Annotated in this window: 17 protein-coding genes; 7 read left to right on the forward strand and 10 right to left on the reverse strand. The window is 71.0% G+C overall.

Annotated features, from left to right (window positions below):
• Positions 1-15 precede the first annotated feature (15 nt).
• The 4 genes from ACFY36_RS10975 to ACFY36_RS10990 all read left to right on the forward strand — a co-directional run bounded on the left by ACFY36_RS10975 (position 16) and on the right by ACFY36_RS10990 (position 5,396).
• Positions 16-1,302, forward strand: coding sequence for an ABC transporter substrate-binding protein (locus ACFY36_RS10975; RefSeq protein WP_499745740.1), 1,287 nt, complete (start codon positions 16-18; stop codon positions 1,300-1,302).
• A 5-nt stretch (positions 1,303-1,307) separates the two neighbouring features.
• On the forward strand, positions 1,308-2,279 hold the full coding sequence (locus tag ACFY36_RS10980) for a carbohydrate ABC transporter permease (protein WP_499745741.1): 972 nt from the start codon (positions 1,308-1,310) through the stop codon (positions 2,277-2,279).
• Positions 2,280-2,281: 2 nt separating this feature from the next.
• Positions 2,282-3,097, forward strand: a complete 816-nt coding sequence (locus ACFY36_RS10985; RefSeq protein WP_499745742.1) for a carbohydrate ABC transporter permease — start codon at positions 2,282-2,284, stop codon at positions 3,095-3,097.
• A gap of 103 nt (positions 3,098-3,200) precedes the next feature.
• On the forward strand, positions 3,201-5,396 hold the full coding sequence (locus ACFY36_RS10990; protein ID WP_499745743.1) for a putative bifunctional diguanylate cyclase/phosphodiesterase: 2,196 nt from the start codon (positions 3,201-3,203) through the stop codon (positions 5,394-5,396).
• Here ACFY36_RS10990 and ACFY36_RS10995 read toward each other — a convergent pair.
• The 9 genes from ACFY36_RS10995 to ACFY36_RS11035 form a co-directional block, all read right to left on the reverse strand.
• Positions 5,383-6,417 (reverse strand): sensor histidine kinase, encoded by a 1,035-nt coding sequence (locus ACFY36_RS10995; RefSeq protein WP_499745744.1) that lies wholly within the window; start codon positions 6,415-6,417, stop codon positions 5,383-5,385. The genes ACFY36_RS10990 and ACFY36_RS10995 overlap by 14 nt on opposite strands.
• Positions 6,417-7,079, reverse strand: a complete 663-nt coding sequence (locus tag ACFY36_RS11000) for a response regulator transcription factor (RefSeq protein ID WP_499745850.1) — start codon at positions 7,077-7,079, stop codon at positions 6,417-6,419. Before ACFY36_RS11000 ends, ACFY36_RS10995 begins: the two co-directional genes overlap by 1 nt.
• 41 nt (positions 7,080-7,120) lie before the next feature.
• Positions 7,121-8,281: a mannosyltransferase family protein gene (locus ACFY36_RS11005; protein WP_499745745.1), complete on the reverse strand. Its 1,161-nt coding sequence runs from the start codon at positions 8,279-8,281 to the stop codon at positions 7,121-7,123.
• A gap of 34 nt (positions 8,282-8,315) precedes the next feature.
• Complete coding sequence (locus ACFY36_RS11010; RefSeq protein ID WP_499745746.1) at positions 8,316-9,746, reverse strand: sensor histidine kinase; 1,431 nt, start codon at positions 9,744-9,746, stop codon at positions 8,316-8,318.
• Positions 9,743-10,438: a response regulator transcription factor gene (locus tag ACFY36_RS11015; RefSeq protein WP_499745747.1), complete on the reverse strand. Its 696-nt coding sequence runs from the start codon at positions 10,436-10,438 to the stop codon at positions 9,743-9,745. Before ACFY36_RS11015 ends, ACFY36_RS11010 begins: the two co-directional genes overlap by 4 nt.
• 33 nt (positions 10,439-10,471) lie before the next feature.
• On the reverse strand, positions 10,472-11,236 hold the full coding sequence (locus ACFY36_RS11020) for an ABC transporter permease (protein ID WP_499745748.1): 765 nt from the start codon (positions 11,234-11,236) through the stop codon (positions 10,472-10,474).
• Positions 11,233-12,141, reverse strand: a complete 909-nt coding sequence (locus ACFY36_RS11025) for an ABC transporter ATP-binding protein (RefSeq protein ID WP_499745851.1) — start codon at positions 12,139-12,141, stop codon at positions 11,233-11,235. Before ACFY36_RS11025 ends, ACFY36_RS11020 begins: the two co-directional genes overlap by 4 nt.
• A gap of 99 nt (positions 12,142-12,240) precedes the next feature.
• Entirely contained in the window at positions 12,241-14,430 is a 2,190-nt protein-coding gene (locus ACFY36_RS11030) for a penicillin acylase family protein (protein ID WP_499745749.1), read from the reverse strand.
• 38 nt (positions 14,431-14,468) lie between these two features.
• Entirely contained in the window at positions 14,469-15,131 is a 663-nt protein-coding gene (locus ACFY36_RS11035; protein WP_499745750.1) for a TetR/AcrR family transcriptional regulator, read from the reverse strand.
• 108 nt (positions 15,132-15,239) lie between these two features.
• Between ACFY36_RS11035 and ACFY36_RS11040 the strand changes: the two genes are divergently transcribed.
• A complete protein-coding gene (locus tag ACFY36_RS11040; RefSeq protein WP_499745751.1) occupies positions 15,240-16,154 on the forward strand; it encodes an SDR family NAD(P)-dependent oxidoreductase in 915 nt (304 codons plus the stop codon).
• On the opposite strand, the gene ACFY36_RS11045 is transcribed toward ACFY36_RS11040, so the two are convergent.
• Entirely contained in the window at positions 16,138-17,136 is a 999-nt protein-coding gene (locus tag ACFY36_RS11045) for a hypothetical protein (protein ID WP_499745752.1), read from the reverse strand. The two genes, ACFY36_RS11040 and ACFY36_RS11045, sit on opposite strands and share 17 nt — an antisense overlap.
• 180 nt (positions 17,137-17,316) lie before the next feature.
• On the opposite strand from ACFY36_RS11045, the gene ACFY36_RS11050 reads away from it, so the two are divergent.
• Positions 17,317-17,970, forward strand: coding sequence for a lytic polysaccharide monooxygenase auxiliary activity family 9 protein (locus ACFY36_RS11050; RefSeq protein WP_499745753.1), 654 nt, complete (start codon positions 17,317-17,319; stop codon positions 17,968-17,970).
• An 80-nt stretch (positions 17,971-18,050) separates the two neighbouring features.
• On the forward strand, positions 18,051-18,614 hold the full coding sequence (locus tag ACFY36_RS11055; RefSeq protein WP_499745754.1) for a hypothetical protein: 564 nt from the start codon (positions 18,051-18,053) through the stop codon (positions 18,612-18,614).
• Positions 18,615-18,668 lie beyond the last annotated feature (54 nt).

Genomic DNA, 18,668 nt, shown 5'->3' on the forward strand with positions numbered 1-18,668 from the left:
TGAAAGGTGATCGCCTTGGCAGCTAAGAGGATTCTCACTGTGGCCGTCGTGCTGGCGCTGAGCGCCGCCGGCCTGGTCGCTTGTGGAGGTGACGACGACAACCCGGACTCGGGCGGCGACGTCACGATGCAGTTCTGGCACAACGCCACGACCGGGCCCGGCAAGGCCTTCTGGGACAAGACGGTGGCCGATTTCCAGAACGCCCACCCGAATGTCAAGATCAAGATTCAGTCGATCCAGAACGAGGACCTGGACGGCAAGCTCCAGACCTCGCTCAACTCCGGCTCGGCGCCCGACATCTTCCTCCAGCGCGGCGGCGGGAAGATGGCCGCGATGGTCGAGGCGGGCCAGCTCAAGGACATCACCGGCGACATCACGGCCGAGACGAAGCAGGCCGTCGGCGACGCCGCGCTCAAGACCGGGCAGGTCGACGGCAAGGCGTACGCCGTGCCGGTCTCGATCCTTCCCGGCGGTTTCTGGTACAGCAAGGACCTGTTCGCCAAGTCCGGCATCGCGTCGCCGCCGGCCACGCTGGAGGAGCTCGACGCGGCGGCGGCCAAGCTCAAGGCCAACGGCACGCCGATCGCCCTCGGCGGCAAGGACGCCTGGCCGGCCGCGCACTGGTACTACTTCTTTGCGCTGCGCGCCTGCTCACAGGCCTCGCTCGACGCCGCGGCCAAGGACAAGAACTTCGGCGACCCGTGCTGGACCAAGGCCGGTCAGGACCTCAAGACCTTCGCCGACACCAAGCCGTTCAACGACGGCTTCCTCACCACCTCGGCCCAGCAGGGCGCGGGCAGCTCGGCCGGGCTGGTGGCCAACCACAAGGCCGGCATGGAGCTGATGGGCGCCTGGGATCCCGGTGTGATCGCCTCGCTCACCAAGGACACCAAGCCCCTGCCCGATCTGGGGTTCTTCCCGTTCCCGGCGGTTTCCGGCGGCCAGGGCGACCCGGGCGCGATCATGGGCGGCGCCGACGGCTATTCCTGCTCGGCCCAGGCGCCGAAGGAGTGCGCCGACTTCCTCAACTACATCCTCACCAAGGACGTGCAGGAGGGCTACTACAAGGCCTTCAACTCGCTGCCCATGAACAAGCAGGCTCAGGGCGCCGTCACCGAGGACTACCTCAAGGCCGTCCTCGACGCCTACAACAAGGCGCCGTACGTCTCGCAGTGGCTCGACACCGTGTACGGCCAGAACGTCGGCAACGCCCTGAACGTCGGCGTGGTCAACCTGCTCGCCGGCAAGGGCGACGTCGCCGGAATCATCCAGGCCGTCAACGACGCGGCCAAGAAGGGCTGAGCGGCGTGACGGTCACCGAGGCCCGGACCGGCGGTGGCGTGCAGGCGCCGCCGCCGGTCCGGCCCCGCCGGCGCGGCATCGGCTGGGCCCAGCGGCTGGAGATCGTGGCCCTGTCCGGCCCGGCCATCCTGATGTTCACCGGCTTCGTCATCTTCCCGGTCCTGATGGCCGCGTACTACGGCTTCTACCGGTGGAAGGGCTTCGGGCCGCCGACCGACTTCGTCGGCCTCGACAACTACGTCACCATCCTTCAGGACAAGGCGTTCCACGAGGCGCTGTGGCACAACGGCCAGATCGTCGTGCTGTCACTGGTCCTCCAGGGCCCGATCGCCCTCGGCCTCGCCCTGCTGCTCAACCAGCGGATGCGGGGCCAGTCGGCGGTCCGGGTGCTCATCTTCGTCCCGTACGTCATCGCCGAGGTCATCGTCGGCACCGCCTGGGCCCTGCTGTTGCAGACCAACGGCGCGGTGAACGACGTGCTGCGATCGGTGGGCCTGGGCGGCCTGGCCGCCGACTGGCTGGCGAACCCCGGCCTGGCCATCTGGACGCTGATGCTGATCCTGACCTGGAAGTACGTCGGGTTCGCGGTGATCCTGTTCCTGGCCGGCATGCAGAACATCCCCGAGGAGCTGGCCGAGGCCGCCGCCGTCGACGGCGCCACCTACTGGCAGGTCCAGCGGCACATCACCCTGCCGCTGCTCGGCCCGACCATCAGGATCTGGGCCTTCCTGTCGATCATCGGCGCCCTGCAACTGTTCGACCTGGTCTACATCATCTGGGGCCAGTACGTCGCCTCGACCGCCGGCACGTCGACCATGGCGACCTACATGGTCGTCGAGGGCCGCAACGCGGCCAACTACGGCTACGGCAACGCCGTGGCCGTCGTCATCTTCGTCATCTCCATGCTCATCGCGCTCGTCTACCAGCGTTTCGTTCTGCGCCGGGACACCGAGGGCGCGCTCACCGAAGGGCGGTAGCCATGAGCACCCGCAACCCGGCCGTCTACGCCGCCGCGCTCGCGCTGGTCGGTCTCATGCTCGGCCCGGTCGTCTACATCATCCTCGGCGGCTTCCGCACCAACTCACAGATCACGACCGACCCGGCGGGCCTGCCCGACCCGTGGCAGTTCGGCAACTACACCGGCGTGCTGACCAGCGACACCTTCTGGCGCCAGGTCGGCAACTCGACGATCGCGGCCACGGCCACCACGGCCGGCGTGGTGACGCTGGGCGTGATGGCGAGCTACGTGCTGGCCCGATACCGGTTCCGCGGCCGGGGCGCGATGTACGCCCTGTTCGCGGCCGGCCTGATGTTCCCGGTGACCGTGGCCATCACGCCGCTCTACATCCTGGTGAAGAACCTCGGCCTGGTGAACACCCTGCCCGGCGTCATCCTCCCGCAGATCGCCTTCGGCCTGCCCACCACCATCATCATCCTGGTCCCGTTCCTGCGGGCCATCCCCAAGGAGATCGAGGAGGCGGCCGCCATCGACCGCTGCGGACGGCTCGGCTTCTTCTGGCGGATGGTCCTCCCGCTCTCGGTGCCCGGCCTGATCACCACCGGGATCCTGGCCTTCATCGGCAGCTGGAACAGCTATCTGCTGCCGCTGTTCATCCTCAACGACCAGGACAGCTTCACCCTGCCGCTGGGCGTGCAGGCGTTCTCCTCGCAGTATTCGGTCGACACCGCGAAGGTTCTCGCCTTCACGTCGCTGTCGATGATCCCGGCCCTGCTCTTCTTCAGCCTCTTCGAGCGCCGCATCGTCGGCGGCCTCACCGGCGCCGTCAAAGGTTGAACCCCGCCACGCCTTGAACGCGACTACTCGTGCGTGTGAGACTGCGCCGCGTGAATTCGTTCGTACGGCCTGTCGGTCTGTGGTGACGAGTCAGCAGCGACACGTGGCCGTGCTGGTCGCAGTGTGCCTCGCGGCCGGGGTGCCGATCTTCCTGCTGTCGGGGACGGCTGTCGCGCCGTACACGCAATTGGGCAGTAGCCTTCTGGCCTGTCTGGGCGCCATCCCCTGTGTCACCGCCTCCCGCCGGGTGGAGGGAAGCGCCCGTCTCGGCTGGCGCCTGCTCGCCGCCGGGAGCCTGAGCTGGGGTCTGGGCAACTTCTACTGGTCGTGGAACGAGCTCGTCGTGCACGCCGAGGTGCTGTTCCCCTCCCTGGCCGACATCGGCTATCTGCTGTTTCCCTTGCTCGCCACGGCCGGGCTGTGGCTGATCGCCGGCTGGACGTCGATCGGATCCCGCGTGACCGTGCTGCTCGACGGCCTCATCGTCGGCTGCGCCCTGTTCGTCATCGGCTGGTCCCTGACGGTCCGCGAGGTCTGGGAGACCGGCGCCGACTCGGTGCTCGCGTTCGCCGTGTCGATCGCCTACCCGGTCTGCGACATCGTGCTGGCGACCGTGGCCGTGCTGCTGGCCGCCCGCACCCGCCGCGACAGTCGCGGCGTCGGCCTGCTGCTGCTCCTGGGCCTGGCCGGGATGACCGTCAGCGACGTGCTGTTCGCCCTGGACACCTCGGCCGGCACCTACGCCACCGGGCAGGACTCGGACGCCGGCTGGTTCGTCGCGTTCGCCGCGTGCGCGGCGGCCGGCCGGCTGGCGACGAGGTGGCCGATGAAGTTCGACCACACCGGAGTGCCGGCCCGCTGGCAGACCGCCCTGCCGTACGTCCCGTTCGGACTGGCCGCGCTCGTGGTCGCCGGTCAGACGCTGGCCGGTGTCCGGGTCGACGCGGCCGAGGCGGTGCCGCTGATGATCGGGCTCCTGCTGGTCCTGCTGCGGCAGCTGTCCACGCTCCTGCACAACTCGACGCTGACCCGCCGGCTGCGGCACCAGGCCTACCACGATCCGCTGACCGGGCTCGGCAACCGCGCGCTGTTCCTGGAGAAGCTCGAGGGCGCGCTGGCCGCCGGGCAGCCGGTCGCGATCGTCTATCTCGACCTCGACGACTTCAAGATGATCAACGACTCGCTCGGGCACGACGCCGGCGACGTCGTACTGCGTGCGGTCGGCGAGCGCCTGCGGGCCTGCTTCGCCGGGCCGGACACCATCGCCCGGTTCGGCGGCGACGAGTTCGCCGTGCTCACCGCCCGCGTCCACGACCTGCCCGCTCAGGCCGAGTGGCTGCTCGGTCTGCTGCACGAGCCGGTCGAGGTCGGCGCCCGCACGGTCCGGCTGGGCGCGAGCGTCGGCCTCGCGCTCTCCGACGGCACGGCCGGGTCGGAGGACCTGCGCAAGAACGTCGACCTGGCCATGTACGCGGCCAAGGCGCAGGGCAAGAACGCGTACGCGATGTTCGAGCCCTCGATGCGGCAGGGCTTCGACCAGGAGGTCATGTGGCGGTCCGACCTCCGGCAGGCCCTGGCCGACCGCGAGCTGCACGTCGCCTTCCAGCCGATCGTCGCGCTCGACGGCCGCCGCGTGGCCGGTGTCGAGGCGCTGGCCCGCTGGCGGCACCCGCGGCTCGGCCCGGTGACGCCGGACGTGTTCGTCCCGGTCGCCGAGCGGGCCGGCCTGATCGGTGAGCTCGGCCTGCAGGTGCTGCGCCGGGCGTGCGCGGAGTTCGCCTCGTGGCCCGGCTCGCGCACGGCCTACCTGTCGGTGAACGTGTCACCCTCGCAGATGCTCGACGCCTCGTTCCCGTCGAAGGTCATCGCGACGCTGTCCGAAGCCGGGCTGCGGCCGGGGCAGCTGGTGCTCGAGGTGACCGAGAACGCGCTGGCCGACGAGTCCGAGGTGATCGGCACGCTGCGCCGGCTGCGCGAGTTCGGCATCCGGATCGCGATCGACGACTTCGGCACCGGATACGCCTCACTGCGCTATCTGCACCGGTTCCCGGCCGACATCGTCAAGATCGATCGGACGTACGTCCAGGACATCGCCCGCGATCCGGCCGCCGTGCACATCCTCGGCACCCTGTGGCAGCTGTTCGGCGCGCTCGGCCTGACCGCCGTGGCCGAGGGCATCGAGGACCCGGCTCAGGCCGCGATGCTGGCCGAGCTGGGATGCCAGGTCGGCCAGGGCTTCCTGTACGGCCGCCCGGGCCCCCTGGGCGCCATCACCACCGAGCCGGTCACGGCAGGCTGACGGCGACGCGCAGGCCGCCGTCGGCCGGCGCCGTCGCGGTGATCGTCCCGTCGTGGGCCCGCACGATCGACCGGGCGATGGCCAGGCCGAGCCCGCTGCCGCCGCTGTGGTCGATCCGCCCGGTGGCGAGCCGGGTGAACGGCTCGAACAGCCGGGCCACCTCCTCGACCGGCACCACCGGGCCGGTGTTCTCCACGATCAGGCCGGCGCCGACGGTCACCGTGACAGTGCCGCCGGGCCGGTTGTACTTGATCGCGTTGTGGACGAGGTTGCGGAGGAGCCGCTCCAGAAGCACGGCATCGCCCTCGACCTCGTACGGGCTCGTCTCGATCTTGATCTTGACGTCGGCGTCCTCGGCAGCCCGGGTGTGCGCCTCGACGACACCGGCGGCGATGCCGTCGAGGCTCTGCGGTGTCCGCGTCCGCAGGCCCTGATCGGCCTGGCTGAGCACCAGCAGGCCCTCGATCAGGCGCTCGTTGCGGGCGTTGGTCTCCAGCAGCTGGGTGGCCAGCAGGGCCGACTGCCCGGAGGTCAGCGGCTCGGCCAGGCCGACCTCGATCAGCGCGCGCTGCAGGGCGAGCGGGGTGCGCAACTCGTGCGAGGCGTTCGCGGCGAAACTGCGCTGGCCCTCGTAGCCGGCGGCGATGCCGTCCATCATCGCGTCGAGCGCCCGGCCCAGCCGCTTGATCTCGTCGCGGCCCCGGCCGGGCCGGATCCGGTGTCCGAGGTTCTGCGGGCCGACCTGGGCGATGACCGGCAGCATCCGGCGTACGGGCGTGAGGACCCACCACACCAGCAGCGGCACGATCAGCAGCGTCGCCGCCAGCACGATCCCGTACTGCGGCAGGTTGTCGATCGGGATCTTGCGGGTGATCCGGCACGCCATGCCGTCGACGTCGCCTTCGAAACAGGGCGAATAGTACGGCGGACTCCACGGCAGCTGCGTATAGACGAACAAGGCGACGAAGACGAAGGTGACAGTGGCGAACACCGCGACCGCCAGCCGCGCGCGCAGCCCCATCAGCGCAGTCCGACGCGGTAGCCGGCCCGCGGCACCGTCTGCACGACCTGTGGCTCGCCGAGCTTGCGGCGCAGGGTGGAGACGGTCACCCGGACGACGTTGCTGAACGGGTCGGCGTGCTCGTCCCACACCTGCTCCAGCAGGTCCTCGGTGGTGACGGCCTGCCCCTGCGCCCGCATCAGCGTGTGCAGAACGCCGAACTCCTTGTGGGTCAGCGCGAGCGGCCGCCCGTCGCGGCTCGCGGTGCGGGTCGCCACGTCGAGCTCGACGCCGTCGCGCTCGAGGACCGGCGGCAGGGCCGGAGCCGTGCGGCGGGCCAGCGCCTGCACCCGCGCGACGAGCTCGGCGAAGGCGAACGGCTTCGTCAGATAGTCGTCGGCGCCCAGCCCGAGGCCCTCGACCCGGTCGTAGATGCCGCAGGCGGCGGTGAGCAGCAGCACCCGGGTGGTCAGCCGCCGCTCGGCGATCCAGCGGCAGACGTCGTCGCCGGTCGCCTCCGGCATGTCCCGGTCGAGCACCGCGACGTCGTACCGGTTGATCCCGATCTTCTCGATCGCCTCCGCGCCGTCGTAGGCGATGTCGACCGCCATGGCCGCGCGCCGCAGGCCCACGGCGATCGTCTCGGCCAGCAACCGCTCGTCATCCGCCACCAGAACTCGCACGGCGGCCATGCTGCCATGATCCGTATAAGGTCCCGATAAGGTCACGCCACCAGGAACGTCCCGGCCATGAAGATCACCAGGAAGACCGCGTGCAGGGCCGCGCCGACCACCAGAACCGTGCGGTCGACCACCGGGTGGGCGCCCATCCGGGCCAGCACCAGGAAGATCGCCACGGCCTCCATGGCGTACCGCGCCGCCGACTGCATCGAGCGGCCGCCGACCTCGGTCGACATCAGCATGACGAGGGTGATCCCGCCCTGCACGACCAGGTAGAGCTGGTCACGGCGGAACCTGTACGGGCCTTTCAGGCACAGGATCAGCAGCGCCACGGCGACCAGGACCGTGCCGGCGTCCAGAACGGCGCTGATGGTGGCCTTGTCCAGCGGCTCGGCGATCTGCCGGACCGAGATGAGCCACGCCTCCCCCGGGAATGTGTACCTTCGGCCCCACTCGTCCTGGGCGATGCTGAACTGGACCGGGCTGCCCAGCTCGATCCAGCAGTAGACGCTGTAGCCGACCACTCCCAACGGCACGAGGGCCAACCCGAGCACGTCGGTGCGGATCCGCCACTTCGTCTGGCGCAGATATTCGACGGCCAGCGGGGCGATCAGCAGCACACCGAACAGCCGGGTGGCCGACGAGAAGGCGCCGAGCGTCCCGGCCAGCCACCAGTGCCCGCGCCGCGCGGCGTAGAGCGCCCCGACCACCAGCAGCAGGAACAGCGACTCGTTGTAGCCGATGAACAGGAAGAACCCCATCGGGAAGACAGCGAGATACCACGCGGCCCGCCGCGCCACCCGCGGCCCGAACTCGTAGTCGGCCAGCCGGTAGAGCAGGACGAGGGCGCCGAACGCGGCCGCGTTGGCCACGAAGAGGGCGGCGGCCGGGCCGCCGCCGAACAGGTTGATCAGCATCGGGTACAGCGGGAAGAAGGCCGGGAAGCCCGGGCCCAGGTGATAGCCGCCCTCGGCGATCCGCACGTAGTGCCCGGCGTCCCATCCGTTCCAGGCCATGACGATCGACCACGGATCGGGAGCGGGGCCGTCACCCTCGTAGGCCAGCCAGGCGAGCGCGCCCACCACGAGATGGACGACGGCCGAGGCCGACCAGACGGCGAGCCCGGCCAGCAGGGCCGAACGCCACGGCCGGCGGACCGGCACGGCGAGGTCGGGCGCGACGAGTACGTCTTTCACGAGTTCCACGGGGACACGGTGACCGAGCGTGGATAAGGCCCAGTTAAATGCTCACCGGAAGCACTAGGCGGAAGCGGGCGCCCGCGCCGACGGCGGTCGTCAGCTCGATGTCGCCGCCGTGGGCGCGGGCCAGCGAGCGGGCGATGGCCAGGCCGAGACCGGCGCTGGCGCCGCCGGTCCGGGTGCGTGACCGGTCCGTACGGTAGAAGCGGTCGAAGACCCGGCCGGCCTGATCGGCCGTCATCCCGGGCCCGCTGTCCGCCACCTCCAGCACCGCCTGCCCGCCGACCGTGCCGACGCCGATCCGGACGGCCGTGCCGGGCGGGGTGTGCGCGATCGCGTTGCCGACGAGGTTGGCGACCACCTGCCGGAGCCGGGCCTCGTCCGCGTCGACCGGCGCCGGCCCGGGCGCGCCGTCGCCGCCCGGCCCGGTCACCTCGACCGGCCGGGACGGATCGAGGGCCCGCACGTCGTGCCGGGCGTCGGTGGCCAGCGTGCGCAGGTCCATCGGTCCCCGGTCGAGCCGGCCCTCGGGGGCGTCGTCGAGCCGTGCCAGCAGAAGCAGGTCCTCGGTGAGCGCGGTGAGCCGGTCCGCCTCGCGGCCGATGCGCCGCATCGCCTCGTCGACGTCGGCCGGCGTGGTCACGGCGCCCATCCGGTGCAGGTCGGCCGAGCCCTTGATGACGAACAGCGGTGTCCGCAGCTCGTGGCTGACGTCCGACACGAAGGTCCGCATCCGCGCCTCGGAGGCGGCCCGGCCGGCGAACGCCTTCTCGAGCTGGCCCAGCATCGTGTTCAGCGAGCCCGCGAGGTGCCCGACCTCGGTGGCCGGCGGCGCGATGGCCGGCACCCGTGAGGACAGGTCGCCCGCGGCGATCGCGGCCGCCGTCCGCTCGATCGTGCGCAGGGGCCGTAACCCCCGGCCCAGGGCGAACCAGCCCAGCCCGGTCAGCAGGACGAGCAGCACGCCCCCGCTGGCGAGGCTGGTCGTCCGCAGCTGGGCGACGGTGGCGTCGGCCTGTGCCATCGGCGTCGCCGCGACCACGGTCGCGCCCGAGGTGGTCCGGGCGGCGGCCGCCCGCCAGCGTCCCGAGTCGTCGGCCGCGCGGAGGAAGACCCCGGAGCCGTCGGCCGGGATGGCGCGGAGCTCGGCCACCGGCGGCAGCCCGGCCCGGTCCTGCCGGGAGGAGAGAATCCCCTCGGCCACGCCGCCGTCCGCGTCCAGATAGACCAGGTAGGGCGCGCCGATCAGGTCGAGGGCGGGGTCGAGGACCCCGGTCGCGGCGGCGGCGCCGGCCGACTGCGGCCGGTCGGCCGGCACCCTCGAGATCAGCGTGGTGAGGGAGGCCAGCTGGGTGTCGAGGCGGTCCAGCTGGTAGTGCTCGAGGCGGTCGGAGACGACCGTGCCGACCAGGCCCAGCCCGGTCAGCAGCAGAACAGTGGTGATCAGCAGCAGCCGCACGCGCAAGCTCATCGGCGCGGCCCGCGCATGACGTAGCCGACGCCGTGGACGGTCTGGATGAGCCGGGGTTCGGCCGTGTCGACCTTGCGCCGCAGATACGAGATGTAGGTGTCCACGATGCTGGCGTCCCCGCCGAAGTCGAAGTGCCACACCCGTTCCAGGATCTGCGCCTTGGTCACCACCCGGCCGGCGTTCTCCATGAGATAGCGCAGCAGCCGGAACTCGGTGGGCGAGACGCGCACCGGGCGGCCGTCCCGGGTCACCTGGTGGCCCTCCGCGTCGAGAGCCAGCGGGCCGACCGTCAGCAGGCCGGCGTGGTGACCGGAGGTGCGGCGCAGGATGGCCCGGATCCGGGCGATCAGCTCCTCGAGGTCGAACGGTTTGGTCACGTAGTCGTCGGCGCCGAGCGACAGGCCGGTCACCTTGTCGGCCTGCCCGTCGCGGGCGGTCAGGAAGAGCACCGGCACCGGGCCGGCGCGCCCCCGCGTGCGTTGCTCGCGCAGACGCCGTACCACCTCGAAGCCGTCCATGTCGGGCAGGCCGACGTCGAGCAGTACGAGATCGGGCGGCTCGCCGGCGGCCGAGGTCATCGCCTCGGCCGCCGTTCCCGCCGAGGTGACCCGGAAGCCGGCGAACCGCAGCGTCGCCGAGAGCAGTTCCCGCACGGTGGCCTCGTCGTCCACCACCAGCAGACGTTCCGTCATGACGGCCAGCCTACGAACGCCCGGCGACGGCCATCAGACATCGCGCCGCCGGAAGACCACGAACGCGACGGCCAGCACCGCCGCGACACCGAGGCACATGCCGCCCAGGTTCAGCCACGGGTGCGGATAGTCCGGGTCGGCGACCGTGCTGAGGGCGGCCGCGCCGCCGATGGTCGGCCAGAAGTCGAAGAGATCCTGCATCCACGACGGGAAAAGGCCGGCCAGGGCGGGGACCAGCAGGATGATGCCGACCAGGGTGGCCAGGGCACCGGCCGTGGCCCGCATTATCGTGCCGAGCCCGACGGCCAGCAACGCGATCGCGGCCAGATAGAGGCCACCGGCGAACACCGCGGAGAGCACCCCGCTGTCGCCGAGCTCCGCGCTCGGCACCCCCTGCCGGGCCAGCAGCGGCTGCCCGACCAGAAAGGCGGCGAACATCAGCGCCTCGCCCGCCACCACGGCGACGACCGCGGCCAGTGCCACCTTGGCCGCCAGCACCCGTCCGCGCCGGGGCGCCGCCGTCAGCGTCGTGCGCATCAGGCCGGTCGCGAACTCCGAGGTGACTACAAGGATGCCCAGCACCCCGATGATGAGCTGAGCGACGATGTACGTGGTGAGGCTGTGCTCGGTCGGGTCCCAGGCCAGCCGGTCCGCCTCGGTGGCGGTCTCCCAGGTCCGGCCGGCGCCGTTGGCGGCCAGAGCGGTGATGCCCACCCCGACGACGAACAGGCAGGCCAGCGTGTACCAGGTGGAACGCAGACTGCGCAGCTTGATCCACTCGGCACGCAATGCGTTCACGCCGCCACCCCCTGATAGTCGACGCTGTCGCGGGTGAGCTCCATGAAGACGTCCTCGAGCGAGGCCCGCCGCGGGGTGAGCTCGCTCAGCGCGACCCCGTGGAACGCGGCCAGCCGGCCGATGTCGCCGGCGCTCATCCCGGACACCACCAGCGACGCCTCGAGGCCCTCCTGGACGCCGGCCCCGGCGGCCGACAGGCGCCGCGCGAAGGCGCCCGGGTCGGCCACGCGCACCAGCACGGTGCCCTCACCGCTCGCGCCGGTCAGCTCGCTGACGGCGGCGTCGGCCACGAGCTTCCCCCGGCCGATGACGATCAGGCGATCGGCGGTCTGCGCCATCTCGCTCATCAGATGGCTGGAGACCAGCACGGCCCGGCCCTCGGCCGCGAGCGACCGCATCAGGTCGCGCGCCCAGCGGATGCCCTCGGGGTCGAGGCCGTTCACGGGCTCGTCGAAGATCAGCACCTTCGGGTCGCCGAGCAACGCCGCCGCGATGCCGAGCCGTTGCCGCATGCCCAGCGAGAAGCCGCCCGCGCGCTTGCCGGCCACGCTCTCGAGCCCGGTGCGGGCCAGCACCTCGCCCACCCGGCGCCGGGGCAGCCCGTTGCTCACGGCCAGCGCGAGCAGGTGGTCGTACGCCGTGCGGCCACCGTGCACGGCGCCGGCGTCGAGCAGCGCGCCGACCTCGAGCAGCGGCACCGGAAGGTCCGCGAAACGGCGCCCGCCGATGGTCACCGACCCCCGGTCCGGCGCGGCCAGCCCGACGATCATCCGCAGGGTGGTGGACTTGCCGGCCCCGTTCGGGCCGAGGAAGCCGGTCACCTGGCCGGCCTCGACGGTGAACGACAGGTCGTCCACCACGGTGTCGGGCCCGTACCGCTTGGTCAGGCCTGTTACGTCGATCAAGCTCATGCCGCCGATGCTGGCCGACCAGGCTGACCGGCTCGTCAGAGCTTCTGGGAGAACTCTGAGAGATTTCCCGCTCGGGCCGCCGCGACGGCCGCGTCACACAGGAAACTCTCCGGGCCGGTACCGCCGCTCGATGTGCCCCTCCAGGTCGCGCGGGTAGAAGTAGACCGGCCGCAGATCACCGTTCGCGTACCGGACGGCCTGGTCGTTGAAGTGCGGCGACTCGGGGTCGCCGCTGGCACCGCCGGCCGTGATCGCCCAGGCCCGCAGCGTCGGCCCGAACTCGACGACCGCCACGAAGCTGTTGCCGCTCGTGCCGTAATAGCGCTTGGTGCCCGGATAGCGCCGCGCCCCGAACGAGGCCAGCGAACCCCACTGGCCCGACGTGAACGGCACCGGAATGCTGGGCTTGGCGTCGTCGAAGGTCTGTGTGATGGCGCCGTCGTTGCGCTGGAAGCGGTTGATCTCGCCCCACGGCACCCGCCAGCTCCCGAAGTCCTGGGTGAGCCGGTTCACCGCCTGATCGAGCGCGGCCAGCCACTGCGCGCCGGTGACCTGCTCGGTCCCGGAGCCCCAGGTCGGCAGTCCGGCGTCACGGGCGGCTTCGCCCCAGAACACCGCCAGCGAGGTCGCCGTCGACTGGTAGCCCCACCGGAAGTCCCACCGCCGCAGCAGGTCGACCGGTCCGGCCAGCCGCGCCCGTTGCGCGTCGCCCGGCGGCAGCTTCTGCCAGGCCGCGACGACCCGCGGGACGAGGCGGGCGAAGGCGGTGAGGTACGGATCGAAGGCGGCGTCCCGGAGCGTACGGAGGGTGAAGTCCCGCCGGGCCGAAAGCACCCGGATGGCCTGAGGGCCGCGAGGGTTCTCACCGGCCTGGTCGAAGTAGCGCGGATAGTCCCCGGCGTCCGGGCTGTCCGGGCCGGCCGCGGTCCACGGCCAGTTGTTGGTGTTGAAGGCCCAGCCGATCCGCGGGTTCACCGCCTGCGGCAGGCCGGCCAGGCTGTGCAGGCCGCGCCAGTCGGTGGCCGGATCGCTGCCGTCGACCGGCCGCCGGAAGTCGAAGCGGTCGTCGCGGACCGGCATGAACTGCGGCACCAGGAAGGCGGTGTTGCCGCTGGAGTCGGCGAACAGCGTGTTGTTCGAGCTGTTCGCCTTGAGGCCGGCGACCCGGATGAACTCCTGATAATTGCGTGTCTTGGTGCGCAGGAAGCTCTGCTGCAGGGCCGGCACCGGCCGGTTCATCAGCGCGAAGGCGATCCACTTGCCGTCCGCCTCGCGCACGATCGGGCCGTGGTGGGTGGCGTACGTGGTGAAGGTCCGCTTGGCCCGTCCGCCGTCGGCCGTTCGGTACGCCAGCGTGACGGTCTTCGTGGTGATCGGGCGCCACTGGTGGCCGTACCGGTAACGCAGTTTCGCCGTATCGACGGTCTCGGTGAACTCGTCAACGTTGTCCACGCCGCTGGAGGTGTGCATCCAGCCCGCGTCGGCGTTGAAGCCCTGGTAGATGAAGAACTGCCCCCACGTCGCGGCGCCGTAGACGTCGAGCCCCTCGCCGCTGGTCACATGCTGTTCGGAGCGGAAGAAGAAGCTGGTGTGCGGATTGATCAGCAGCAGCGCGTGCCCGTCGCGGGTGCGGTGCGGCGCGATGGCGAAGCCGTTGGAGCCCCGTGGCTCGCGGTCCTCGACGGCCGGTTCGGCCACGGCGCGCTGGGTGTAGAAGGCCTCGAGCTGGCTGAGCGACACCCGCTCGATGTCGCCGCCGATGCTGCCCTCGGAGAAGCTCAGCGGCATCCAGGGCTCGAAGCGGGTGAGCACCCGGGGCCGCACCTCGGGGTGGGTGGCGAGATAGAAGTTGAGCCCGTCGGCCCAGGCCTGCATGAGCCGGCGCAGCCAGGCCGGGCTGCGGGCGTAGTCGCGCTTCAGCTCTCCCGGCTCGAGCCAGAGCCGCTGGCGCAGGTCCTGCCAGATCGCGGTCTCGCCCTCGGCCTCGGCGAGCCGGCCGAGGCTCACCAGATAGTTGCGTTCGACGCGCGGGAAGTCGTCCTCGGCCTGCGCGTACATCATCCCGAACACCGCGTCGGCGTCGGTGCGGCCGACCACGTGGGCAATGCCCCAGTCGTCGCGCGTGATCGTCACCCGCGCGGCCTGCTTGCGCCAGCGGGCGACCTCGGGTGTGTCCCTTCCGGCCGCGGTCGCCGGGCCCGGCGGCAGCCCCACCGCGGCGACAGCCGCGGCGCCCACCGCTCCGCCCAGCATTTGGCGACGGCTCAATCCGTGGTCCACCATGCCGGCACCATATCGTCATTCATCGATCGATGGCAGCGTCAGGCGCGGGGCAGCACCCCCAGGAGGGTTGCGGTCAGCGCCAGCCGCAGGGAGTCCCGCAGCTCCAGGTGGAAGCGGGCCAGTTCGGGCTCGGCCTCGTAGGCCGCCCGCAGGCTCGGCGGCGGCGCGCTGTACGCCGACAGGGCGCCGGCCAGGACCATGGTCTGCAGGCTGAACAGGGTCGCGCTCTCCCCCAGCTCGGGCAGGCACTTCTGAATCAGGGCGGTCATGGTCGTCAGGCGCTCGAGCGAGGCGCGCTTGTAGCGGGCCACGACCTCGACGGAGACGTTGTGCTCGAGGACGCTGCCCTGCGCGCCGAAGAGGTCGCAGAGCACCACCCGGCCGGCGAGCGAACGACTGAGAACCTCGGCCACCGCGGTCGCCCGCTCGGCCATGGGCGCGCTCTCGCCGACCTCGGCCAAGTCGCCCGCCAGCTCGGTCAGCCACTCGCGAAGGAAGTGGTCGAGCACTTCCAGCAGCACCGCCTCGCGCGACTCGAAATAGCGCAGCACGTTCGGCTTGGCCAGGCCGACCCGGCGGCTGAGCTCGTTCAGGGTGACCGCGGCCACCGGCATCTCGTCGAGCATCGCCGCCGCCACGTCGAGGATGGCCCGGCGCCGGATCTCCCGCTGTTCCTCGGTGCGCGCCCGCTGAAAAGTCACGATCACCAGCCTAACTTAAGTACCCCCGGTACGTTGACATCATACCTTCGGTACTTTAACGTCGTACGGGCAAGATACCTCCGGTACTTAATTGATGGGGAGCCCGACATGAACTGGACGACGACCGACATTCCCAGCCAGCACGGCCGGGTGGCCGTGGTGACCGGAGCCAACACCGGGCTGGGGTACGAGACCGCGCGGGCGCTCGCCGAGCGCGGCGCGTCCGTGGTGCTGGCCGTGCGCGACGTGGAGAAGGGCGAGCGGGCGGCGGCCGGCATGACCGGCGACGTCACCGTGCAGGCGCTCGACCTGACCTCCCTCGACTCCGTCCGCACAGCCGCGGCCGGCCTGCGGTCCCGGCTCGGCCGGATCGACCTTCTGATCAACAACGCCGGCGTGATGTACACCCTGAAGAAGACCACCCGGGACGGCTTCGAGATGCAGTTCGGCACCAACCACCTCGGCCACTTCGCGCTCACCGGCCTGCTGCTCGACCTGATGCTGCCGGTGCCCGGCTCCCGGGTGGTGACGGTCAGCAGCACCGGCCACCGCATCCGGGCCGCCATCCACTTCGACGACCTCCAGTGGGAGCGGTCGTACAGCCGGGTCGGCGCCTACGGCCAGTCCAAGCTGGCCAACCTGCTGTTCACGTACGAGTTGCAGCGCCGCCTGGCCCCGCACGGCACCACCGTCGCGCTGGCCGCGCACCCTGGCCTGTCCAGCACCGAGCTCGCCCGCAACGCCCCGGCCGCTCTGCGGCTCCCCCTCACCTGGCTGGCCCCGGTCATCACCCAGACGCCGGCGATGGGCGCGCTGCCCACACTGCGCGCCGCCACCGATCCGGCCGCCCTCGGCGGCCAGTACTACGGCCCCGGCGGGCGCTTCGAGATCAAGGGCCACCCCCGGCTGGTCACGTCCAGCCCGCAGTCGTACGAGGTGGCCCTGCAGCAGCGACTGTGGGCAGTCTCCGAGGATCTGACCGGGGTGACCTTCCCCGCCGTCCCGGTCAGCCGTTCTTGGTGAGGACGACCTTCGTCCCCGAGGCCTTGATGGTGTACGCGACGGTCTTGCGCGTCCACGGGTTCGTCGCGTACACGCGTACGCCCTTGGTCACGTTCTTCGTCTTGACCATCGTCACCGTCAGCTCCGCGTTGGCCGCGGTCACGTCGCGCCGCACCACCTGGCGCAGCGTCGCCACCTTGACCTTGTGGCCGCGGGACGCCCGCCGGGCGTCGTCCGTCGCCTGCTTGGCCACCCCCGCGACCGTCGCCGGCATGGTCAGATAGGCCATGCCCTGGGTCAGCGCCGCGGCGCTGACCGTCGCCGGCGCCGCCGGGATCGTCACCCGCTGCGGGCCGTACGTGTAGGTCAGCGCGACGTTCACGCCGTCGTCGTTCGCCCGCGCGGACGCCAGCACCCCGGCCGCGTCGACGTGCATGGTCACGGCCGCGCCGCTCTCGTCGCGGAACTTGTAGTCGACGGTCCCGTCGTCGTGGGCCGTCTTCGTTCCGGCGCGGGCGGTGTCCTCGGTCAGCACCGTCGACGGCGCGATAGCCGCGTCCTTCACGTACGCGTCGAGTTTGAGTGCCTTGTTCGCCGTGAACACGAACTTGACCGCCGGTAGGCGCATCATCTTGAGCGCCGACCGCGCCGACGGGTCGGCCAGATATTCGTAGAGGCCCTTGCCCGCCACCGCGTAGTCAGCGGTCATCTGCCGGCCGATGATGGTCCGGTCGAACACCACACCGGCGGCCGGGTCGACCACGAACAGGCCGGTGGCCGACAGCGACCCGGACAGGCCCATGGTGGCCCTCCAGCCCTTGGACGTCGCCGCCGTCGACGCGGTCGCCACCGTCTTGAGCGCGGCCGACATCTCGGCCGCGGACAGGGACGTGGCCGTGTCGGCGGCGTAGGCGGCGCCCGGGCCGGCGAGAACGGCGGTCATCGATACGGCGGCCGTCAGCGCCACGGGCCGGGACAGGTGGAACATATGCACCTCGCGCAAGATCCTTCGAAACGGATCACGACCATATCCCCGCGAAATGCGACGAAATATCGTCCATGCGGTCAATAAGGTCGTACCGATCGGCGCCGTACATAGATGCCGGTTGATATTTGGACCGTTTGATGCGACTGTGAGTGGGAGCGCTCCCAACGCCCGATCACCGACGAATGGAGGCATACCGTGCGATCCCCCTCAGCCGTACGCCGTCATCCCCTCCGGGTGCTCGCCGTGGTACTCGCCACGATGATCAGCACGCTGTCCTTTGCCGGCACGGCACAGGCACACGGCACGATCATCAACCCGGCCAGCCGCGCCTATCAGTGCTGGCAGACCTGGGGCAGCAACCACATGAGCCCGGCCATGCAGCAACAGGACCCGATGTGCTGGCAGGCCTTCCAGGCCAACCCGGACACCATGTGGAACTGGATGAGCGCCCTTCGCGACGGCCTCGGCGCGCAGTTCCAGGCCCGCACCCCGGACGGGCAGCTCTGCAGCAACGGCCTGGCCCGCAACAACAGCCTCAACCAGCCCGGCGCCTGGAAGCAGACCACGCTGTCGCGCAACTTCACCGTGCAGCTCTACGACCAGGCCAGCCACGGGGCCGACTACTTCCGCGTCTACGTCAGCAAGCAGGGGTTCAACCCGGCCACCCAGAGCCTGGGCTGGGGCAACCTCGACTTCATCACCCAGACCGGACGGTACGCCCCGGCGCAGAACATCTCCTTCAACATCTCCACGTCCGGCTACACGGGACACCACATCCTGTTCGTCATCTGGCAGGCCTCGCACCTCGACCAGGCCTACATGTGGTGCAGCGATGTGAACTTCACCTGACCGAACCCACCCGGCCCGGCCCCGGAACGCCGCCCGGCGTCCCGGGGCCGGGAACCCCCGTGACGAGGTGAGAAGCCGGCATGTCCTCCCGTTGGTACCGCAGCCGCTTCACCGGCGTGGCGGCGATCCTGATCGCCGCGTCGGCCGGCGCGGCGATCCTGCACAGCACCTCCGGCTCGGAGGCGAAACCGCCCGACCTGCGGACGCAGATCACCGAGCGGTTGCGCCACACGCTCGAGAGCTCCAGCCCGGCCCAGCACAACCACGCCGGTCACGACGCCTCGACGGCGGCCGGCGGCGCTCAGCCCCCGGTGATCTGCGGGGTCCATCTGTACGGCTTCGAACCGGCCCTGGCCACCACGGCGGCCGAGGTCCGCACGGTCTACGGCTTCCACCTCTGCGGCGTCGCCGAACCGAAACGACCCTGGGACGTGGCGGTCAAACTGGCCGGCCCGGTGATCGTCGACATGTCGTCCGACCCGCCCGGCATCCGGACGGTCGAGGCCACGGCCGAGGTCCGCTTCGTCGACCGGCTGCGTGAGATGTTCCCCAGCCCGTACGAGGAGCTGGCGCTCAAGGAGGCGCTGACCTCGGACGAGATGGCCGAGGTACGCCGTCGCTACGACGACGCGGCCGGCCTCTGAGCGATCTCCACTGTCGTGCCGGGGCCGCGTGCCTCATAGTGGTAGGTCCGAGCC

This window comes from Actinoplanes sp. NPDC000266, assembly GCF_042899005.1.
Taxonomy (GTDB): domain Bacteria; phylum Actinomycetota; class Actinomycetes; order Mycobacteriales; family Micromonosporaceae; genus Actinoplanes.